This window comes from Actinomyces qiguomingii (assembly GCF_004102025.1).
GTDB classification, from domain to species: domain Bacteria; phylum Actinomycetota; class Actinomycetes; order Actinomycetales; family Actinomycetaceae; genus Actinomyces; species Actinomyces qiguomingii.
Window position 1 is genome coordinate 66,733 of the sequence record NZ_CP025228.1, and the last position, 14,797, is coordinate 81,529.

Consider the following 14,797-nt stretch of genomic DNA (forward strand, 5'->3'; position numbering starts at 1 on the left):
CGGGTCTTACAGTCAGGGAACTCCAAAACGCGCACGTGAGAGGCGGATCAGTTCTGGCGGGCGAGGTCGGCGGCGCCGATGAGTCCGGCCTCCTGACCAGAAGAGGAGATGACGATCGGGATCTCGGGTCGATGAGCGTGCGCCGTCAGGCGCTCATTGAAGGTGGCGCGCACCGGGTTCAGCAGGATGTCGCCCGCCTCGGTCAGACCGCCAGTCAGCACGATCACCTCGGGGTCGAGCACGGCACACAGGTCGGCCAGTCCCCGGCCGAGTGCGCTGCCCAGGTGGGTGTAGCACTCCAGGGCCGCCGGGTCGCCCTCGCGGGCGGCGGCCGTGACGGCCTTGCCGGAAATCCTGTTCTGGTCCCCGCCGGACAGCTCGATGATGCGGGCGGCGTAGTCGGGCCGGAACTTGGCCAGCTCCCACCCGTTGACGCCCAGGGCCGTGCCCGAGCCGTAGCGTTCCAGGCAGCCGCGCTGACCGCATCCGCAGGGGCGTCCATCGGGGACTACGTTGATGTGGCCGATCTCCGCGGCGAAGCCGGCGGCACCGCGCACCAGGTGCCCGTCGATGATGACGGCGCCTCCGACTCCGGTGCCCAGTGTCACCACAAGGACGTTCTGCGCGCCCTTGCCGCCGCCGAAACGGGCTTCGGCCCATCCGGCCGCATTGGCGTCGTTCTCCACCACGACCTTCTTGCCGGTGCGGGAGGCGATCTCATCGGCGATGCGGGCGCCGGTCCAGTCGAGGTTGGTGCCGTAGACCATGGTGTTGCGGTCCGAGGAGGTGAAGCCGGCCGCGCCCACGCCTATGGCCTCGACGTCGTACTTCGCGGCGAGTTCATTGGCCACGTCTGCGATGGTCGTGAAGATGGCCTCCCTGCTGGTGGCGGGGGAGTCGCGGCGGGCGGTTGCCAGTACGGTGCCGTCCTCGTCCACCACGCCTGCGGCGATCTTGGTTCCACCCACGTCGACGCCGATGCTCAGTGCCATGGCTTTCCTCCTTGTTTCACTTTCCTGCGTTTAGGTGCCAAACCGCCGCGTGAGGGCATCGGTGCCCCCAGTGGTTGCCGACTCGCGCCAATCTGGCGGGGATCTACAGGCATATTCTTGCAGCTGTGACGGTGTGGGCCAACCTCCGGCGGCGCCGGCATCGGCACGCCCCGGGCGCAAGCCGCCCCTCGCCGAGGTCGGTCGAAGTAACCGCCGAGGTCGGTCGATATGACGGGGAGCCCGGTTACGGGGCAGGAGTGGCGCCATGCCCCGCTGCCGCGGCCTGCTCGAGGATGGTTCTCCGCATGTAGTCCGCGGGCGCGTAGCCACCGATGTAGGCGTCGTTAATGATGAAGAAGGGCGTGCCGGTGATGCCGATGTCGTAGGCGTGTTGCCTGGCGTCCTGCACCTCCTGCACGGTGGCGGCGTCGTTCATGTCGGAACGGAACCGCTCCAGGTCCGGCACGCCCGCCTCCTCGGCGAAGGCGACCAGGGAGTCCTCGGTGTACTCCGGGTGCTCGGTCGGGTCGGCGGCGGCATACACGGCGTCGTGGAACTCCCAGAACTTACCCTGGTTTCCGGCGGCGATGCTGGCCTGCGCCGCCAGGGGGGACGTCTCGGTGATCTGGGCCAGATCGCGCCATTCCACGCGCAGCGTGCCCTCCGCAACCAGATCCTCCAGCTCCGGCTCAACCTCCTGCGCGAATTGAGTGCAGTACGGGCAGGCGAAGTCGGAGTAGACGACCATCACCACCGGGGCGTCAACGTTGCCTTTGGCGCGCGAATCGTTGCCGTCGCGGGTGACCTCGCCGTGCAGGAGCTCCAGCAGGCCGGCGTCTGTTTGTGAGGGCGCAGAGGTTTGAACCGCGCTGGCCGACGCCGTGGCGGTTGCCGAGTCCGTAGCCGCTGGAGACTCCGCCGTCGTGCCGGTGCTGGACTGACCGGGTCGTACCACCAGGACGATCGCGATGACGGAGAGCAGGATCGCAATTACCAAAAGCAGGGTGATGACGATTGGGTTGGCGCGGGAGACGGGCCGCTGCTCTGGCGCGGTACCGTAGGTGGATGAGGTCATGAGCGCAGTGTGTCAGAGCCGACGACGGCGTCGCCCGCGGCAGGGCCCACATGCAGGCCCCATTTGGCGGCATCTCGATAAAGAACGATGCGGTGCGGCGCCGTCGGCGGCAGATGAAGGATGAAGGCGGTGTGCCGGAAGTGACCCGTGGGCATGAAGACGACGCCGGTGCGGTTCCTAGCGCCGACGCGCCCGACGTGCAGTGCGCCGAATCTTCCGGGACTCGGCCTCGAGTATCCACCCGGGCCACAGGAAGCTATACACCGTCGTTGTCGTCGGAGGTGAAGCGCTGCATCATGTCGGTCAGGCTGGTGCCCGTCAGCGAGCGCATGACGGCGTCGAGCTGCTCGACGTTGCCGGCCACCGCCTTGGGCAGCGCGGAGGCGCCCTCGGTGGAGATGATCGACATGTCCTTGACGCTGCCCAGGGGCTCGGCCAGGGCACGGGCGATCTCCGGCGCCTTGTCCAGGATCATCTGCTGGGTGGCGGCCCGCCCGTACTTTGCCAGGGCGTCGGCCTTGTCGCTCATGGCCTTGGCCTCTGCCTCACCGGCGGCGCGCACGGCCTCGGCCTCGGCGCGACCGCGGGCGGCGATCGCCTCGGCCTCCGCCTTGGCCTGGGCTGCGGTGGCGCGGGCCTGGGCCTCGGCCCGGGCGACGGTGGCCTGCGCCTGTGCCTCGGCGTCCAGGCGGGTGCGTTCGGCCTCGGCCTCGGCCTTGCGGATCGATTCGGCCTTGGCGGCCTCGGCCTCCTGCTCACGCTGGTAGCGGGCGGCGTCGGCGGGCTTACGCACCGTGGAGTCCAGTTCCCGTTCGGTCAGGGCGGCCTTGGCCTCGGCGGCCTCCTGCTCGATGATGGCGATCTCGCGCTTCTTGGCGGCGCGGGCCAGCGGACCGGCGGAGTCTGCCTCCGCTTGGGCCTTGTCCGTCTCCGCCTTCAGCTGGGCCTGGCGCAGCGACAGGTCGCGCTCGCGCTCGGCGATCTGCTGGCGCGAGGACACCTCGGCGTCTTTGGCCTCCCGCTCGGCATTGGCGCGGGCCACGCGGGCGTCCTTGGCCACTCGCTGCTGCTCGGGCACGCCCAGGGAGTCGATGTAGCCGGAGGCGTCGGTGATCTCGGAGATCTGCAGCACGTCGATCTCCAGGCCCATATTGGCCATGACGGACTTGGCGTCGTCGAAGACGTTCTGCTGGAGGGCGTCGCGGTCGGAGATCAGGTCGGTGACCGTCATGTGGCCGATGATGGAGCGCAGCGAGCCGATCAGGGCGTCACGGGAGGAGTCGGCGATCGCCTGGTCGGTGTTCGGCTTGCCCAGGAAACGTTTGGCGGCGGCCCGCACCTGCTGGTCGGAGTCGCCCACCTTGACGGCGGCGACGGCGGAGACGGAGACGTTGATCTTGTTCTCGTCCTCCGCGGTCACTTGGAAGCCGATGGTGTTCTGGGTGAAGGGCAGGTACTGGATCGACTGGATGATTGGTAGGACGAAGTCGCGACCGCCGGGGCGGATGATCTTGACCTCGCCGTTGCGGGTTGATCCGGAGACCAGCCCGGTCAGGTTGGAGGGCACGACTACTACGCGGGAGAGCATGTAGACGCCCAGCAGGATTGCTAGGACGACGACGGCGATGATGGCGTAGAGCATTACGTACCTTTCTTCTGTGGGTATTTGGGAGATTGTTGGTCCGGTGTGCCCGGGTCGGATCCGGATCAGGCGGCGGGTGCGGTGGGTCGCTCCGGAAGTGGCGGCGCGGGTGGGTCGAGGCGGCTGATGAGGAGCGTGTCGTCTTTGGCGGCATCGATGACCCAGGCGATGGTGCCGCCCCGCAGGGGGTCGTCCGAGCGGGCGGGCAGGGTGGCCTGGTGTCCGCGGGAGGTGGCGATCACCTCGCCGCGCCCGTCCTTCCACCAAATCACGCGCACCTCGGTCCCGACCAGCTCGCCGGTGGTCAGCGGCACGGCGTTGCGCGGCATGGATCGGCGCAGCCGCACCCATGTGGCGCGGGCGCCGGCTCCGGACGCTAATGCGAAGACCAGTGGGATTCCTACTAGCAGGGGTGTGGACAGCCTTTCGCCGGCCAGTGCCTGCACGCCCATGCCGACGGCGCCGAATACGCCCAGTGCGCAGGCCAGGACCGGCATGGAGCCGTCGAAAAACAGGTCGTCCAGGCCGTCGAAGAGGCCGTCGAGCAGGAGCGAGACGGCCAGAGCGCCGCAGCCTAGGACGGCGCACCACATGAACGGGGACATGTCCGCCTTTCCGGGCCGGGACGGCCTCTCGACTCCCGCATTGCTTACGCCCGGATTGTTACACACCGGTCGGAGGTGGGGAACTGCCGTCCCACGAGCCGGGCGGCACGGTGATGGGTAGTTCTTCCCATAACGGCGCGTGCCTAGGGCGCGCCGAGCGCGTGGTCAATGCACGCGCCGGGCCACCTGGTAGCCGTCGGTGTTAAGCACCGGCTCATAGACGGCGCCTGTGGTTGACTGGGCGGTGGCCCACTGGGCGGCGTCCGCCGGTGGATTGCCGCCCCAGGCGGTGGAGTGGGAGTCGATCACGACGTAGTCGGTGTCGACGTCGCCGGTGCCGACCCAGTACACGGTGTGGTCAGGAACCAGGTAGGCGAGTAGTCCCAGGTCGGTCTCCACGCTGGCGCCGTCGGGTATCAGCTCCATGATTCGGGCGGCGGTCGCCGCACGCGGGGAGGCGGCGCCGTAGTCGGATTGCCGCAGTTCCCACAGCGGCAGGTCGCGGGCGGTGGTCAGGCCAATGGCCAGGGGCATGAGGACGCCCAGGGCGATTAGCCAGCGCCTCCACATCGGGACGGCGTCGGCTTGGGTGGGGGCTTTCAGGCGGGCGACGACGTCGAGCAGGGCCCCCAGCGCAATCGGAATCAGGATCGCGTTGTAGTGCCAGTTCTGCCATGTCCAGTAGAACTCGTTGGAGGACAGGAAGCGCCAGGCCAGCGTGGGCAGCACCAGGGACATCCACGGTGAGGCGAGTCCGATCAGGCCGGCCGTGCCCACGAGCATCCCCAGGGTCTGGACCTTTACCTCGGAGGAGAGCAGGCGGGCGATCAGACTGGTGGAGCCGCCGTTTCCTGACAGCCCGTACTCCCAGGTGCCTGAAGGGCTCAGGGACGGCAGGATGACGCCGACGGTGAGCAGGAAGGACAGCAGGCCAACAAGGGCGACTAACACTCCGAGCCTGGTGGTGCTCAGGTTGCGCCACCAGGCCGGGCCACGGCCGGCTGGCTGGTGCGGCGCACCGAGTCGGCCGCGCAGGGCGATGGCCAGTCCTGCCATGAAGACGGTCAGCCCCAGGTCCTCCTTCACCGTGACCAGTGGCAGAACCCACAGGGCGCAGTCGCGCCAGCGTTGTTCCGCGAAGGCCACCGAGGCCCAGGCCAGCAGCGGGACTGCGAAGGCGATTTCATGGAACTGGGAGGCGACCGCGCCCTGCATTCCCCAGGACAGCACGTAGAACAGGCCGAGCGCCAGGGCGACCGGGCGGCCGAGCAGACGTGTCGCCAGCCGAGTCAGCGGCCAGGCGGATAGGGCCAGTAGCAGGTCCTGCAACACCAGTAGGGCCAGCGGACTGGGCCATAGCCGCCACACCGGACCCAGGAGGATCAGGATCGGGTGGAAGTGGTCACCCAGCAGGTTGTAACCCTCGCCTTTGATCGGGACGATCGGCGCTTGCAGGCGCGAGTACGCCTTGGCCAGCTCGGAGAAGATCCCCAGGTCCCAACTGGGAACCTGCATGGCCCGCCACTGGCCGACCGAGTAGGCGATCATGCCGACCGCGCCAACAATCACGGCCAGCGCGGCCGGTAGTAGATCGAGCAGCCGGGCCGACCGGTGAATGCGGGACGGCGTTGGCGGGCGCTTAAGGCGGAGGTGAGCGGAGGTCATCGACGCGAGCCTACCGAGCCCTCCGCCTCCTACGGGCACTGACGCCGCCGAGGCGCTGCCGGGCCCGGAGTCAGTGCAGTTTGACGGTGCCGAAGACGATATTGGTGTGGTGCGGGCGGCGTGCGTCGGGGATGAAATGGCGGTAGTCCACCGTGACGCCGGCTTCTTCGAAGTCGCGCAGCAGGTCGTGGGGCGTGACTAGGAATAGTTCGGAGGTGCGGGTCAGCTTGCCGCGGGTGAGGGTGACCCGCCGCCGACGGCGTGCATGGTCGATCCGCTCGGTCAGGGTTATGCCGGGGCGGGCGGTGAAGGTGGCATTGGCAGGGGCTTCCGGGCGCACGTGCTCGGCCGACAGGATGAGGCGACCGCCGGGGATCAGGTGCGCGGTGGCCAGGCGAATGGTTTCGCGGCGCTGCTCGGGAGAAAGCACGGTGATGGCGCCCGAGGGGATGCAGACGGCCTTGAACTTCTCGGTGAAGTGGAAGTTGGTCATATCCGCCAGGTGCGTCTGGATGCGGGCCGCGATCTGGGGGCGCACGTTACGCAGGTCCTCAATGCGGGCGTCGAGCAGGTCCAGGGAGTCGGTGCGCGGGTCGGTGGCCAGCACGCGGTGGCCGGCGGCGGCTATGGGCAGGGTGACGGGACCGGCGGCGCAGGACAGCTCCAGGACGCGTAGATCCGCCAACCGCGGGTTCTGGATGAAGGACAGTAGGTCCAGGACGGACTGGATCTCCGGCTCGTCGCACAGGGACAGCGAGGCGGGGGAGGCGGCGTGGCGGCGGGATGGATTGAGGGAGAGTGACATGCGGCTCATCGATTCTCACCGGACCGGCGGGTGCAGGTGTGGTTTGAGTGTTTGGGGGACGCGGTGTGCGCCTGGTTCCTACGCAGCGGTCGCCGCGTGGTGATCGTCGAGTCCATGTGTGTGCTCCGATGAGTATCGGCCTGGGGCCGATAGTTGATATATGGGTGTACGGGTCGAACTGGCTTGTGAGCGCCAAGCTCGGCCCTTGCTAGAACGCAGGTATTCCATCCTGGTTGTGGCTCCGAGTGATCGGCCATCTGGGTGGATCGATCGGGGGATTATTGGGGCTGCCTATCGAATGAGGGGCGCGGTGGCAGGTGGCGGGGCGAAGGATGTGGAAGAAGACGGGGGCGCGGCCCGGAACAAGTCCGGGCCGCGCCCCCATCGAACTGCCGAGAATCAGCCCCAGCGCCACCTGCAGCCAAGAACTACCCAGGGGTTCCAAGAGGCGTAGACGCCTGCGGTGTCGACAAGGTTCATCGCGATGCTCTTTCTGTGAGATGAGATCTTACGGTTCTTGTAACGAACGGCTCCATGCTCCCGGATTTCATGTGAGGCGGTACCACCCATATGGTTAGGCCGATTGGGGGAGTTTTCAGACCAGGCCCGCGCGGAGGGCGTAGACAACCGCGCCAACACGGTCCTGCACCCCCAGTTTGGCGATCAGGGTGGAGACATGGGTCTTGACGGTGGCGTCGCTCACGCCCAGGGTGTGGGCGATCTGTTTGTTGGTCTGCGCCTCCGCCATGAGGGCGAGTACCTCCACCTCCCGGGGGGAGAGCGTGACGCCCGGGGGCAGGGCGTCGGCGGCCGGTGGCGGCGTGCTGGGTGGTTCTGGCGTGGCGGCCACGCGGCGCCCGGGCTTGGCGGTGATGATGGCGGAGGAGGTCGGTGAGAGCACCATATTGCCGGCGGCGACGTGCCGAATGCTGGCGGCCAGGGTCTCCACCGGATCCTCCTTGGCGATGAATCCGCGTACCCCGGCGTCCAGGGCCCGGTCCACCACCGAATCGACCACGAAGGTGGTCAGCACGAGGATGGCGATTTCGGGGCGCTCGCGCTTGAGGATCCTGGCTACCGCGATGCCGTCCAGGCGGGACATCTGCACATCCAGTAGGAGCACCTGCACGTTTGAGTCGGGCCCGTCGGAGCGCAGGAGGTCTAGGGCGTCGTTCCCGTCGCCGACCGACCACACCACATGGATGTCATCAATGTTGGCAGTGAGTAGATCGGTGAGGGTGCGGCGTACGAGCGGGTCGTCGTCAACGATGCCGACGTGAATCATGGGCGCTTCTCCGAAGGTGCGAGGACGGTACTACGGGACTCGGCGACGGGGACGGTTGCGGTGACCATCCAGGAGCCGTCGTCGGAAAGGGTGGTAAGGGTGCCGCCGATGGTGGCCAGCCTTTCGCGCATGCCCAGGACGCCGGTGCCCGAGCGGGGCAGATGCGCGTCGGTGTTGCGCACGCGGTTGGTGGATACGAGTCGGATGACTTCCGGCCCCAGGGTGAGCGTCATGGTGACAGGTGCTTTGGGGTCCGCGTGGCGGATGATATTGGCGCCCATCTCCCGGGCCACTCGGGACAGTACGCTCGCCTGGATGCGGGTGGGGACGGCGTCGCCCCGGTAGTGGTAGGTGATCTCGAAACCGGCGGCGGATACATCGGCGCTGACGGCGCTGACAGCGGTGCTGAGGTCGGTGACAATGCCGCCCAGACCTGTTGCGGTGGAGACGGGCTGCTCCTGGGTGGAGGAGGGCTGGCGCAGGGTGCGCAGCAGCAGGCGCAGCTCGTGGAGGGCATCGGAGGCGGTGGCCTCCAGGGCGGCGAATTCGTCGCGGGCCTGATCGGGGTAGGAGGGATCGGCCGCGGCCCGCTGGGCGCGCAGGGCGGTTTGGGACATGGAGTAGGCAACCAGGTCGTGCATCTCTCGGGCGATCTCCAGCCGCATCTCCTCCAGCTGCGCATCGGCCTGCTCGGCGTCGGCCAGGCGGGAGGCCTCAATAAAGCGTACAAGCGCGCCGAGGGGGATCAGGAGTGCTCCTAGCACCGCAATAAACCAGACCGATCCCAGAGAATTGGCCAGGTCGCCGGTGGCCACGATGGCCAGGACGATGACTTCGATGAACAGCGTCGTGAGGAATAGGGAGATGGCCGGACGGGGGCGGAAGAAGCGCCCGAGGAAGAACATGAAGGCCAGGTTGGTGACAGTCATGTCCGCCAGATCCGCGGACGGGATGACCAACAGCACGGTCCAGCAGCACAGGTAGGCCAGGGCACCAGGGAGGGGATGCAGGGGGATAAGAGTCACAATAATCGACGCGACCAGCATAATGATCAGATCGCCCAGAGTAGGCAGAGTGCCGACGAGGACCCAGCTGTTCGCGAGGCTACCGATACCAACGATCACCCCGATGATCACGTAGATGCGGCGACTGGACAGGGGCTCGGGCGGACGCCGGAGGGCGGCGCGTGCGCGTGCCGTCAGAGAGGTGATGGCAGCGCTGAGTTCGGCCATGAACCCTCTCCTCTCGTCTTAGTCGCCGTACTCATAACACCTTAACAAGTGGGCGGGACTCAGCGCCCTGACCGGTAGTTGCGATTGAGGTGGCGTATGCAGGTGGGAAGAGGTACAGGTGACGCTCTCACGTGGCCTTTTAGCACCCGGAATGTAGTCTCCGACCGTCGGCGTGGCGGCGACTGCTGAAGCCGTGTTCAGGGGCGCTGATCGTCCGGCGGCACATCGGCGTCATTGGCGAAGCTGACGGCCAGGACGCCAATGGCGACCACCAGCACCACGATCGCCACGAACCACAGCCAGGCGGCGTGCTGGCAGGCGGCCAGGACGGCAAGGGCGACGCCGAGCAGCAGAAGAGACCAACCGGTGTCGCGGGGAGCGGGCATGAAGACTCCTGTAGGGATGTCGCGGGGAGAGTGACGCCTCCGGGGCCCGGGCGGGTGCCGGGAAGGGCCGTCCGGTTGGACCGGGGAACAGCTGCGTGGCCGGACGATACCCGCAGGGGCGGGCAGCGTCCACAGCGGTCAGAAGCGGCCCCTGGCCAAGAACACTCCCCACTGGCCGTAGGGAAGCTCCAGGTTTCGGGTGCGAGCCAACTCGGCCAGCACCGCATACCTTCCGTACACCCATGCGAGCGCGGCGGCGAGCAGGAGGATAACACCGCAGGTTATGGCTAGTTGCACCGGGGTGAGGAGGCGTCCTTCCACCACCAGCAGGACGGCCCCTACTGCGGCGCAGGCGCCTGCGGTGGTAACAGTCTGAACAATTGTCCTGAGCGTGCCCAACAGTCCGGCGTCGGTGATCGTTCCCCCCATGGCTGCACGGGCGGTGAGGAAACTCCGGTAGCGGCGGCGGGACACGAAGTAGGCGACTACGGCCGTGACCAGGCTGCTGGCCACGGCGGCGAGAATCTCGATGCTCATCAGGGACTCCTTCAAGGCTGCATCAAGCCGAGCATGGCCGCCGCACAGCCCGCACGCATCCCCCTATCGGCCGGTCCGATCGGGGGATGCGCGGCGACGTAGATCCGATGCGGCGTGGTCGCGGACTACAGATCGCCATGCTTTTGCAGACGGTGCAGACTCAACCAGCCCACGGGGATCGGAATCCAGAAGGTCACCAGGCGGTAGACGATGGCCGTGGAAAGCGCCACGCCGTTGGGCACGCCCGCGGTGACCAGGCCTGCGGTCAGCGCCAGCTCCACAGGGCCGATTCCACCGGGAGAGGGGACCACGGAGCCGACCGTGTTGGCCGCCAGATAGGTGATGGCCAGAACCGAGAAGGACAGTGTGTGCCCGAAGGCCCACAAGCTGGCCCCGAAGGACAAAATGTAGCTCACGCTCAGCAGCACGGCGCCGCCCACTCCCAGTGCCAGCCTCCCCGGATTGGACATGACCCACACCAGCCGCGGCCACACCTGCCGGTAGGTCGGCTCGATCTTCTCCCAGACCCAACTGCGCACCTTCGGGATGAACAGTGCGGTGGCGACGACGGCGACCAGCGCGACGGCGATCACCAGCACCCAGCCGCTGGGCAGCGTCAAGCTGGTGGACTGTCCGGTGGTGGCGGCCACAATAATGAGCAGAACCACGGTGATGACGAACTGAACCACCTGCACCAGTGCCACCGTCGCCACGCCGAGCGCCGTCGGAACACCCCTGCGGGACAGGAAGCGCAGGTTGATGGCGGCGCCGCCCACACCGGCGGGCGCCACCAGGGCGACCACGGAAGAGGCCAGATGCACCTCGGTGGACTTCCACAGCGGAAGCCTCACCGGACTGAAGGCCACCAGCGTCAGCCCGGCGCCCACATAGGTGGCCAACGAGAAGACCAGCGCCCCGAGCATCCACCACACATTCGCCCCGGCCACGGCGTCGGTGATCTGCTCAATGTTCAAGCGGGCCAGCAGCGTCCACAGCGCCACCAATCCCACAATCGCCATAATCACGGTGCGCGGGGAGAAACGGGCCAGCTTGGCGGGCTCCGCATGCGCGGTGGGTGTCAGATCCACCAGGGCGTCGCGCAGCTCCTGCAGCACCTTGCCCCGCCGACCCATGGCCTCACGGGTGGCGGCCGGCAGCACCACCCGCTGAAGCATGGGGGCGATGGAGGCGAGCTGCTGTGTGCTCAACGAACGGGAGGCGGCGGCGATGGCGCGATGAACGTCGGTCAGCGAGGCGGTCAGCGCCAGCACCTGGGCCAGATCCACCCGCCGGGACAACTCCGAGGAGATCGTTTCGCCCGAGTCCCAGCCGAGCAGCCAGACGGCGCCGGTGTCATCAATGACTACAGTGGAGGAGTCGATCTCCCGGTGAGCCAGGCCAGCCGTGTGGGCGCGGCTGATCTGATCCCACAGGTCGGTCAGCACGGCGTCGTCGACCTCATCAAGGTCGGCCAGGGCGCGGGCCCCGGACACATGGTCGGTGACCAGTAGCACGGACTCCTCCGCCTCGGCCAGGCCAACCAGGCTGGGGGTGCGCACACCCGCACGACCCGCCTCCAGGGTCATCAGGGCCGCATGCTCGGCCGCCGAGCGCACCGACAGATCCCGCTCGGGTGACAGCCCTTTGACACGCACCCGATCCCAGAGCGTGGAGAGGAAGCCCGCCACCTGCCGGTCGGCGTCCAGGACCGTGACATCGTGGCGCACACCCGTGGAGTCCCAGACGGCATACATGCGGTGGATGGACAGTCTGCCCTCGGCGAGCGCGGCGGAGGAAGCCTCGGACAGGATGGCGTCGAGGTCGACGTCGTCGGCGGGCCTGATCGTGGAGGGGTCCTCCGCAGGCACCGGCGCGCCCACCTGCGGAGCCGGCGCTGCCTGCGGCCCGGCATCCGCGGCGGACCCGTCGGAGGGGGCGGCGTCGTCGAGCTCTGCGGGGGCCGTCAGCGGGGTCTCCCTAACGCGCTCGGTGTAGCCCAGCGGCGCCCGGGTCTCCACGGTCCAGGCGCGAGCGGCGGGGGCGCGGTCCATGCGCACCACCCGGACGGCGTCGATGCCGGCCCTCCGCAGGGCGCGCACCAGGGCGATGCCTTGGGCGCGAGTGTCGTCGACTCCGAAGGCATAGCGCACGGCCAGCCCGGGCAGGCGACCCAGCAGAATGGAGATGACGGCGCCCGGAAGTGTGATCGCACTGCGTAGGACCGCCAGGCCCACTACGATCCACACGGCGGTCCAGGTGTGGCGGATCACGGGGGAGGAGCGGCGTTCGCCGGCCCCCGTGAGCAGGCCTCCCAAGGTGGCGAATACCGTGGAGATGCCGACCCGGGCCGCGCCGGAGGCCGTCACCGTCAGGCCGGAGGCGAGGATGGGCGGGCCCCAGGCGTCCAGTGCGTGCAGGCACAACCAGGCCAGGATGAAGCCGCCGGCTCCCGCCAGCAGCGCCTCACCCGCCGTGTACCAGGCGCGGCGCAACAGGTGGTGCATGATCACAACTACCGGGACCGTGAAGGTGATCAGACCCTCAACGGCCTGCAGGGGGAAGACCAGTACGCGACGCAGCACCACGGCCAATGCGTTCTGCACGTCCAGGGTTACGCCGGTGGTGGTGGCATGGGCGTAGGCCGCCAGAATGACCATGAAGGCCAGGATGAGTGCGGCAATAGCCAGATCGAGTAGGTCTTCGGCGCGACGCAGTCGGCGCTCCGGGGCGTCGACCAGCAGGGTCAGGGAACGAGTAGTCGCGGAGGCGGCGGGATCATGGTCGGTCGGTGCAGTCTTATTGACCAGGGGCGTGACGCCGATGCGTGGGATACCGACCGGTGACGTCGCCTGAGCGCGTTCCGGGTTGTCCGGGGGCGGGACATCAGTCATGTCGGTCAACCTGTGGTCCTGCTGGTGCGATCTGCCCCGATCGGGGCTCCCTGAGCCTACCAGGCCGAGCCTGGGAGCACGGGGAATGCCGCATCGGAGGGTGCCGTGAGCGAGCTGGGTGGAGGCTGGGGCATCGACGGCTATGCCATCTATGTCATCACGGACGCGCATCGGCCAGGTGGCGGAGGCCCTCCGCCGAACGGTTAGCCGAATCGGACCTCCGATTGGCTGATGGCAGGGTCTTGGCCTGCTGGCAGACTTATCTACGTCGGCAGGGAACGCCGGTCCCTGAAAGCAGATCCCTGGCTGGTTCGGGCTCGGGCTCCAAACGGAGTCCGGGCCCGAACCGCGTCTAGGCGTGGATCTGGTGTAACTGCGCTTGGACCGCAGCCAGACGGTCCATAGGTGTTTGCGGTGGTAGGGCGGAGTTATTCGTCGGGTGCGGCAGATCGGGCGGAGCCCTAGTGACGGGTGGGTGCGGGCCCTGTGGAGTCGCGGACGACGAGGGCAGGTTCGACGCGCAGATGCGTGCACGGCTGGTCGGGTGACGTCAGTCGAGAGGCGAGGGCACGCACGGCGTAGCGGCCCAACGCCTGCTTGGGTGGGGCGATGGCGGTAAGGGCGGGACGAGCGATGGCCGCGAGCTCGTCGTCGTAGGCGATGACCGAAATGTCCTGCGGCACTGAAGCGCCCGAGTCCACAAGGCACTCCAACAACAGCAGGGCGGCCTCGTCGGAATGAACCATGATCGCGGTGACACCCTGGGCGAGGCACTGCGCAGTGAATTCCTTGATAAGTGCCAGTCGGGCACCGCCGTCTTGTCGGGTGGTGTCCAAATGAGCGGCCGGCTCAAGCTCGGCCGCCTGCAGTGCCTCCGTGTAGCCGGCCGCGATGGCGTGCCGCGAGGGGATCGGCTTGTCCAGGATCAGTGCGATGCCTTGGTGCCCGAGGCTGCGCAGGTACTGCACGCACACCTGGGCACCCCGACGGTGATCGGCGACGACGGAGTCGAATCCGCGCGCCTGGAAGGAATGCGGGTTCGCCTCCCGCTCCACCAGGACGATCGGGATCCTCAGGTCTTCCAAGTACTGGATGAGCCGGTCGCTGTCAGTCGACTCCACGTCGGGAACCACCGCGAGTGCGTCGAGCTGTGTGTGCTCCACCAGTTGCTTGACCTGACTGAGGTTGTCTCGGGCGGAGAAGGTTGATCCTTGAAGCAGCACGCGAGCGCCGATCTCATCGGCCGCCAGGTTGGCCCCCTCAATGATGCTGGGCCAGTAGAAGTCCAGCGAGGGGGCGATGAAGCCGATGGTCAGGCCCGCTCGCAGCAGGGCGGGTGATTGCGGGGTGACGGCGAGCCTGGCCCCGCCGCGCACACGTGTCACCAAGCCCTGCCGGGCGAGCTCATTGATGTCACGGCGCACGGTGATCGGGGTCACGCCTAGCTCCTGGGCCAGCGCCGCCGTACGGACGCTGCCCTGGAGCCTGAGACGCTTGAGGAGCTGGTCGCGTCGGTTGGACGGCAGATCTTGTGCGTCGTCTCCCATGAGCATTCGGGTTCCTCCAACTGTATGCGGCGGTGTAGGCGCCGGCGGTACAGATGCATCCTCGCCTGGCGGCGGGCCCCAGGGGAAACCAGGGGAAACACTGCCGCAGCCGCAGCCGCAGCCGCAGCCGCAGTC

13 protein-coding genes are annotated in these 14,797 nt (G+C 67.8%); all 13 read right to left on the bottom strand.

Annotated features, from left to right (window positions below; genetic code table 11):
• Window positions 1-47: 47 nt before the first annotated feature.
• The 13 genes from CWT10_RS00290 to CWT10_RS00345 all read right to left on the bottom strand — a co-directional run bounded on the left by CWT10_RS00290 (window position 48) and on the right by CWT10_RS00345 (window position 14,662).
• The gene (locus CWT10_RS00290; protein WP_103062488.1) at window positions 48-992 is read right to left on the bottom strand and encodes an ROK family glucokinase; all 945 of its coding nucleotides are present in this window, start codon (window positions 990-992) and stop codon (window positions 48-50) included.
• 244 nt (window positions 993-1,236) lie between these two features.
• Window positions 1,237-2,067 (bottom strand): DsbA family protein, encoded by an 831-nt coding sequence (locus tag CWT10_RS00295; RefSeq protein WP_103062487.1) that lies wholly within the window; start codon window positions 2,065-2,067, stop codon window positions 1,237-1,239.
• A complete protein-coding gene (locus CWT10_RS16680; RefSeq protein WP_158247612.1) occupies window positions 2,064-2,222 on the bottom strand; it encodes a hypothetical protein in 159 nt (52 codons plus the stop codon). The genes CWT10_RS00295 and CWT10_RS16680 overlap by 4 nt, the downstream gene beginning before the upstream one ends.
• Window positions 2,223-2,323: 101 nt before the next feature.
• Window positions 2,324-3,709: a flotillin family protein gene (locus CWT10_RS00300; RefSeq protein ID WP_103062486.1), complete on the bottom strand. Its 1,386-nt coding sequence runs from the start codon at window positions 3,707-3,709 to the stop codon at window positions 2,324-2,326.
• A gap of 65 nt (window positions 3,710-3,774) precedes the next feature.
• Window positions 3,775-4,314 carry a nodulation protein NfeD gene (locus CWT10_RS00305; protein WP_103062485.1) on the bottom strand — a complete coding sequence of 180 codons (540 nt, stop codon included), beginning with the start codon at window positions 4,312-4,314 and terminating at the stop codon, window positions 3,775-3,777.
• A gap of 165 nt (window positions 4,315-4,479) precedes the next feature.
• Window positions 4,480-5,979: a DUF2079 domain-containing protein gene (locus CWT10_RS00310; protein WP_103062484.1), complete on the bottom strand. Its 1,500-nt coding sequence runs from the start codon at window positions 5,977-5,979 to the stop codon at window positions 4,480-4,482.
• Between the two features lie 70 nt (window positions 5,980-6,049).
• Window positions 6,050-6,784 carry a class I SAM-dependent methyltransferase gene (locus CWT10_RS00315; RefSeq protein ID WP_158247611.1) on the bottom strand — a complete coding sequence of 245 codons (735 nt, stop codon included), beginning with the start codon at window positions 6,782-6,784 and terminating at the stop codon, window positions 6,050-6,052.
• Between the two features lie 595 nt (window positions 6,785-7,379).
• A complete protein-coding gene (locus CWT10_RS00320; protein ID WP_103062482.1) occupies window positions 7,380-8,069 on the bottom strand; it encodes a response regulator transcription factor in 690 nt (229 codons plus the stop codon).
• Window positions 8,066-9,301: a sensor histidine kinase gene (locus tag CWT10_RS00325; protein WP_233188063.1), complete on the bottom strand. Its 1,236-nt coding sequence runs from the start codon at window positions 9,299-9,301 to the stop codon at window positions 8,066-8,068. The genes CWT10_RS00320 and CWT10_RS00325 overlap by 4 nt, the downstream gene beginning before the upstream one ends.
• 197 nt (window positions 9,302-9,498) lie before the next feature.
• Window positions 9,499-9,687 (bottom strand): hypothetical protein, encoded by a 189-nt coding sequence (locus CWT10_RS00330; RefSeq protein ID WP_103062481.1) that lies wholly within the window; start codon window positions 9,685-9,687, stop codon window positions 9,499-9,501.
• 138 nt (window positions 9,688-9,825) lie between these two features.
• Window positions 9,826-10,224: a hypothetical protein gene (locus CWT10_RS00335; RefSeq protein WP_103062480.1), complete on the bottom strand. Its 399-nt coding sequence runs from the start codon at window positions 10,222-10,224 to the stop codon at window positions 9,826-9,828.
• Window positions 10,225-10,349: 125 nt separating this feature from the next.
• Window positions 10,350-13,115 carry a lysylphosphatidylglycerol synthase transmembrane domain-containing protein gene (locus CWT10_RS00340; RefSeq protein WP_103062479.1) on the bottom strand — a complete coding sequence of 922 codons (2,766 nt, stop codon included), beginning with the start codon at window positions 13,113-13,115 and terminating at the stop codon, window positions 10,350-10,352.
• A 461-nt stretch (window positions 13,116-13,576) separates the two neighbouring features.
• Window positions 13,577-14,662, bottom strand: a complete 1,086-nt coding sequence (locus CWT10_RS00345) for a substrate-binding domain-containing protein (RefSeq protein WP_158247610.1) — start codon at window positions 14,660-14,662, stop codon at window positions 13,577-13,579.
• Window positions 14,663-14,797 lie beyond the last annotated feature (135 nt).

Excerpts from the sequence above, each read along its gene's own strand:
- CWT10_RS00295 (WP_103062487.1), bottom strand. The coding sequence starts at position 2,067 with ATGACCTCATCCACCTACGGTACCGCGCCAGAGCAGCGGCCCGTCTCC.
- CWT10_RS00300 (WP_103062486.1), bottom strand. The coding sequence starts at position 3,709 with ATGCTCTACGCCATCATCGCCGTCGTCGTCCTAGCAATCCTGCTGGGC.
- CWT10_RS00340 (WP_103062479.1), bottom strand. The coding sequence starts at position 13,115 with ATGACTGATGTCCCGCCCCCGGACAACCCGGAACGCGCTCAGGCGACG.
- CWT10_RS00330 (WP_103062481.1), bottom strand. The coding sequence starts at position 9,687 with ATGCCCGCTCCCCGCGACACCGGTTGGTCTCTTCTGCTGCTCGGCGTC.
- CWT10_RS00290 (WP_103062488.1), bottom strand. The coding sequence starts at position 992 with ATGGCACTGAGCATCGGCGTCGACGTGGGTGGAACCAAGATCGCCGCA.
- CWT10_RS00310 (WP_103062484.1), bottom strand. The coding sequence starts at position 5,979 with ATGACCTCCGCTCACCTCCGCCTTAAGCGCCCGCCAACGCCGTCCCGC.
- CWT10_RS00305 (WP_103062485.1), bottom strand. The coding sequence starts at position 4,314 with ATGTCCCCGTTCATGTGGTGCGCCGTCCTAGGCTGCGGCGCTCTGGCC.
- CWT10_RS00325 (WP_233188063.1), bottom strand. The coding sequence starts at position 9,301 with ATGGCCGAACTCAGCGCTGCCATCACCTCTCTGACGGCACGCGCACGC.
- CWT10_RS00335 (WP_103062480.1), bottom strand. The coding sequence starts at position 10,224 with ATGAGCATCGAGATTCTCGCCGCCGTGGCCAGCAGCCTGGTCACGGCC.
- CWT10_RS00315 (WP_158247611.1), bottom strand. The coding sequence starts at position 6,784 with ATGTCACTCTCCCTCAATCCATCCCGCCGCCACGCCGCCTCCCCCGCC.
- CWT10_RS16680 (WP_158247612.1), bottom strand. The coding sequence starts at position 2,222 with ATGCCCACGGGTCACTTCCGGCACACCGCCTTCATCCTTCATCTGCCG.
- CWT10_RS00320 (WP_103062482.1), bottom strand. The coding sequence starts at position 8,069 with ATGATTCACGTCGGCATCGTTGACGACGACCCGCTCGTACGCCGCACC.
- CWT10_RS00345 (WP_158247610.1), bottom strand. The coding sequence starts at position 14,662 with ATGGGAGACGACGCACAAGATCTGCCGTCCAACCGACGCGACCAGCTC.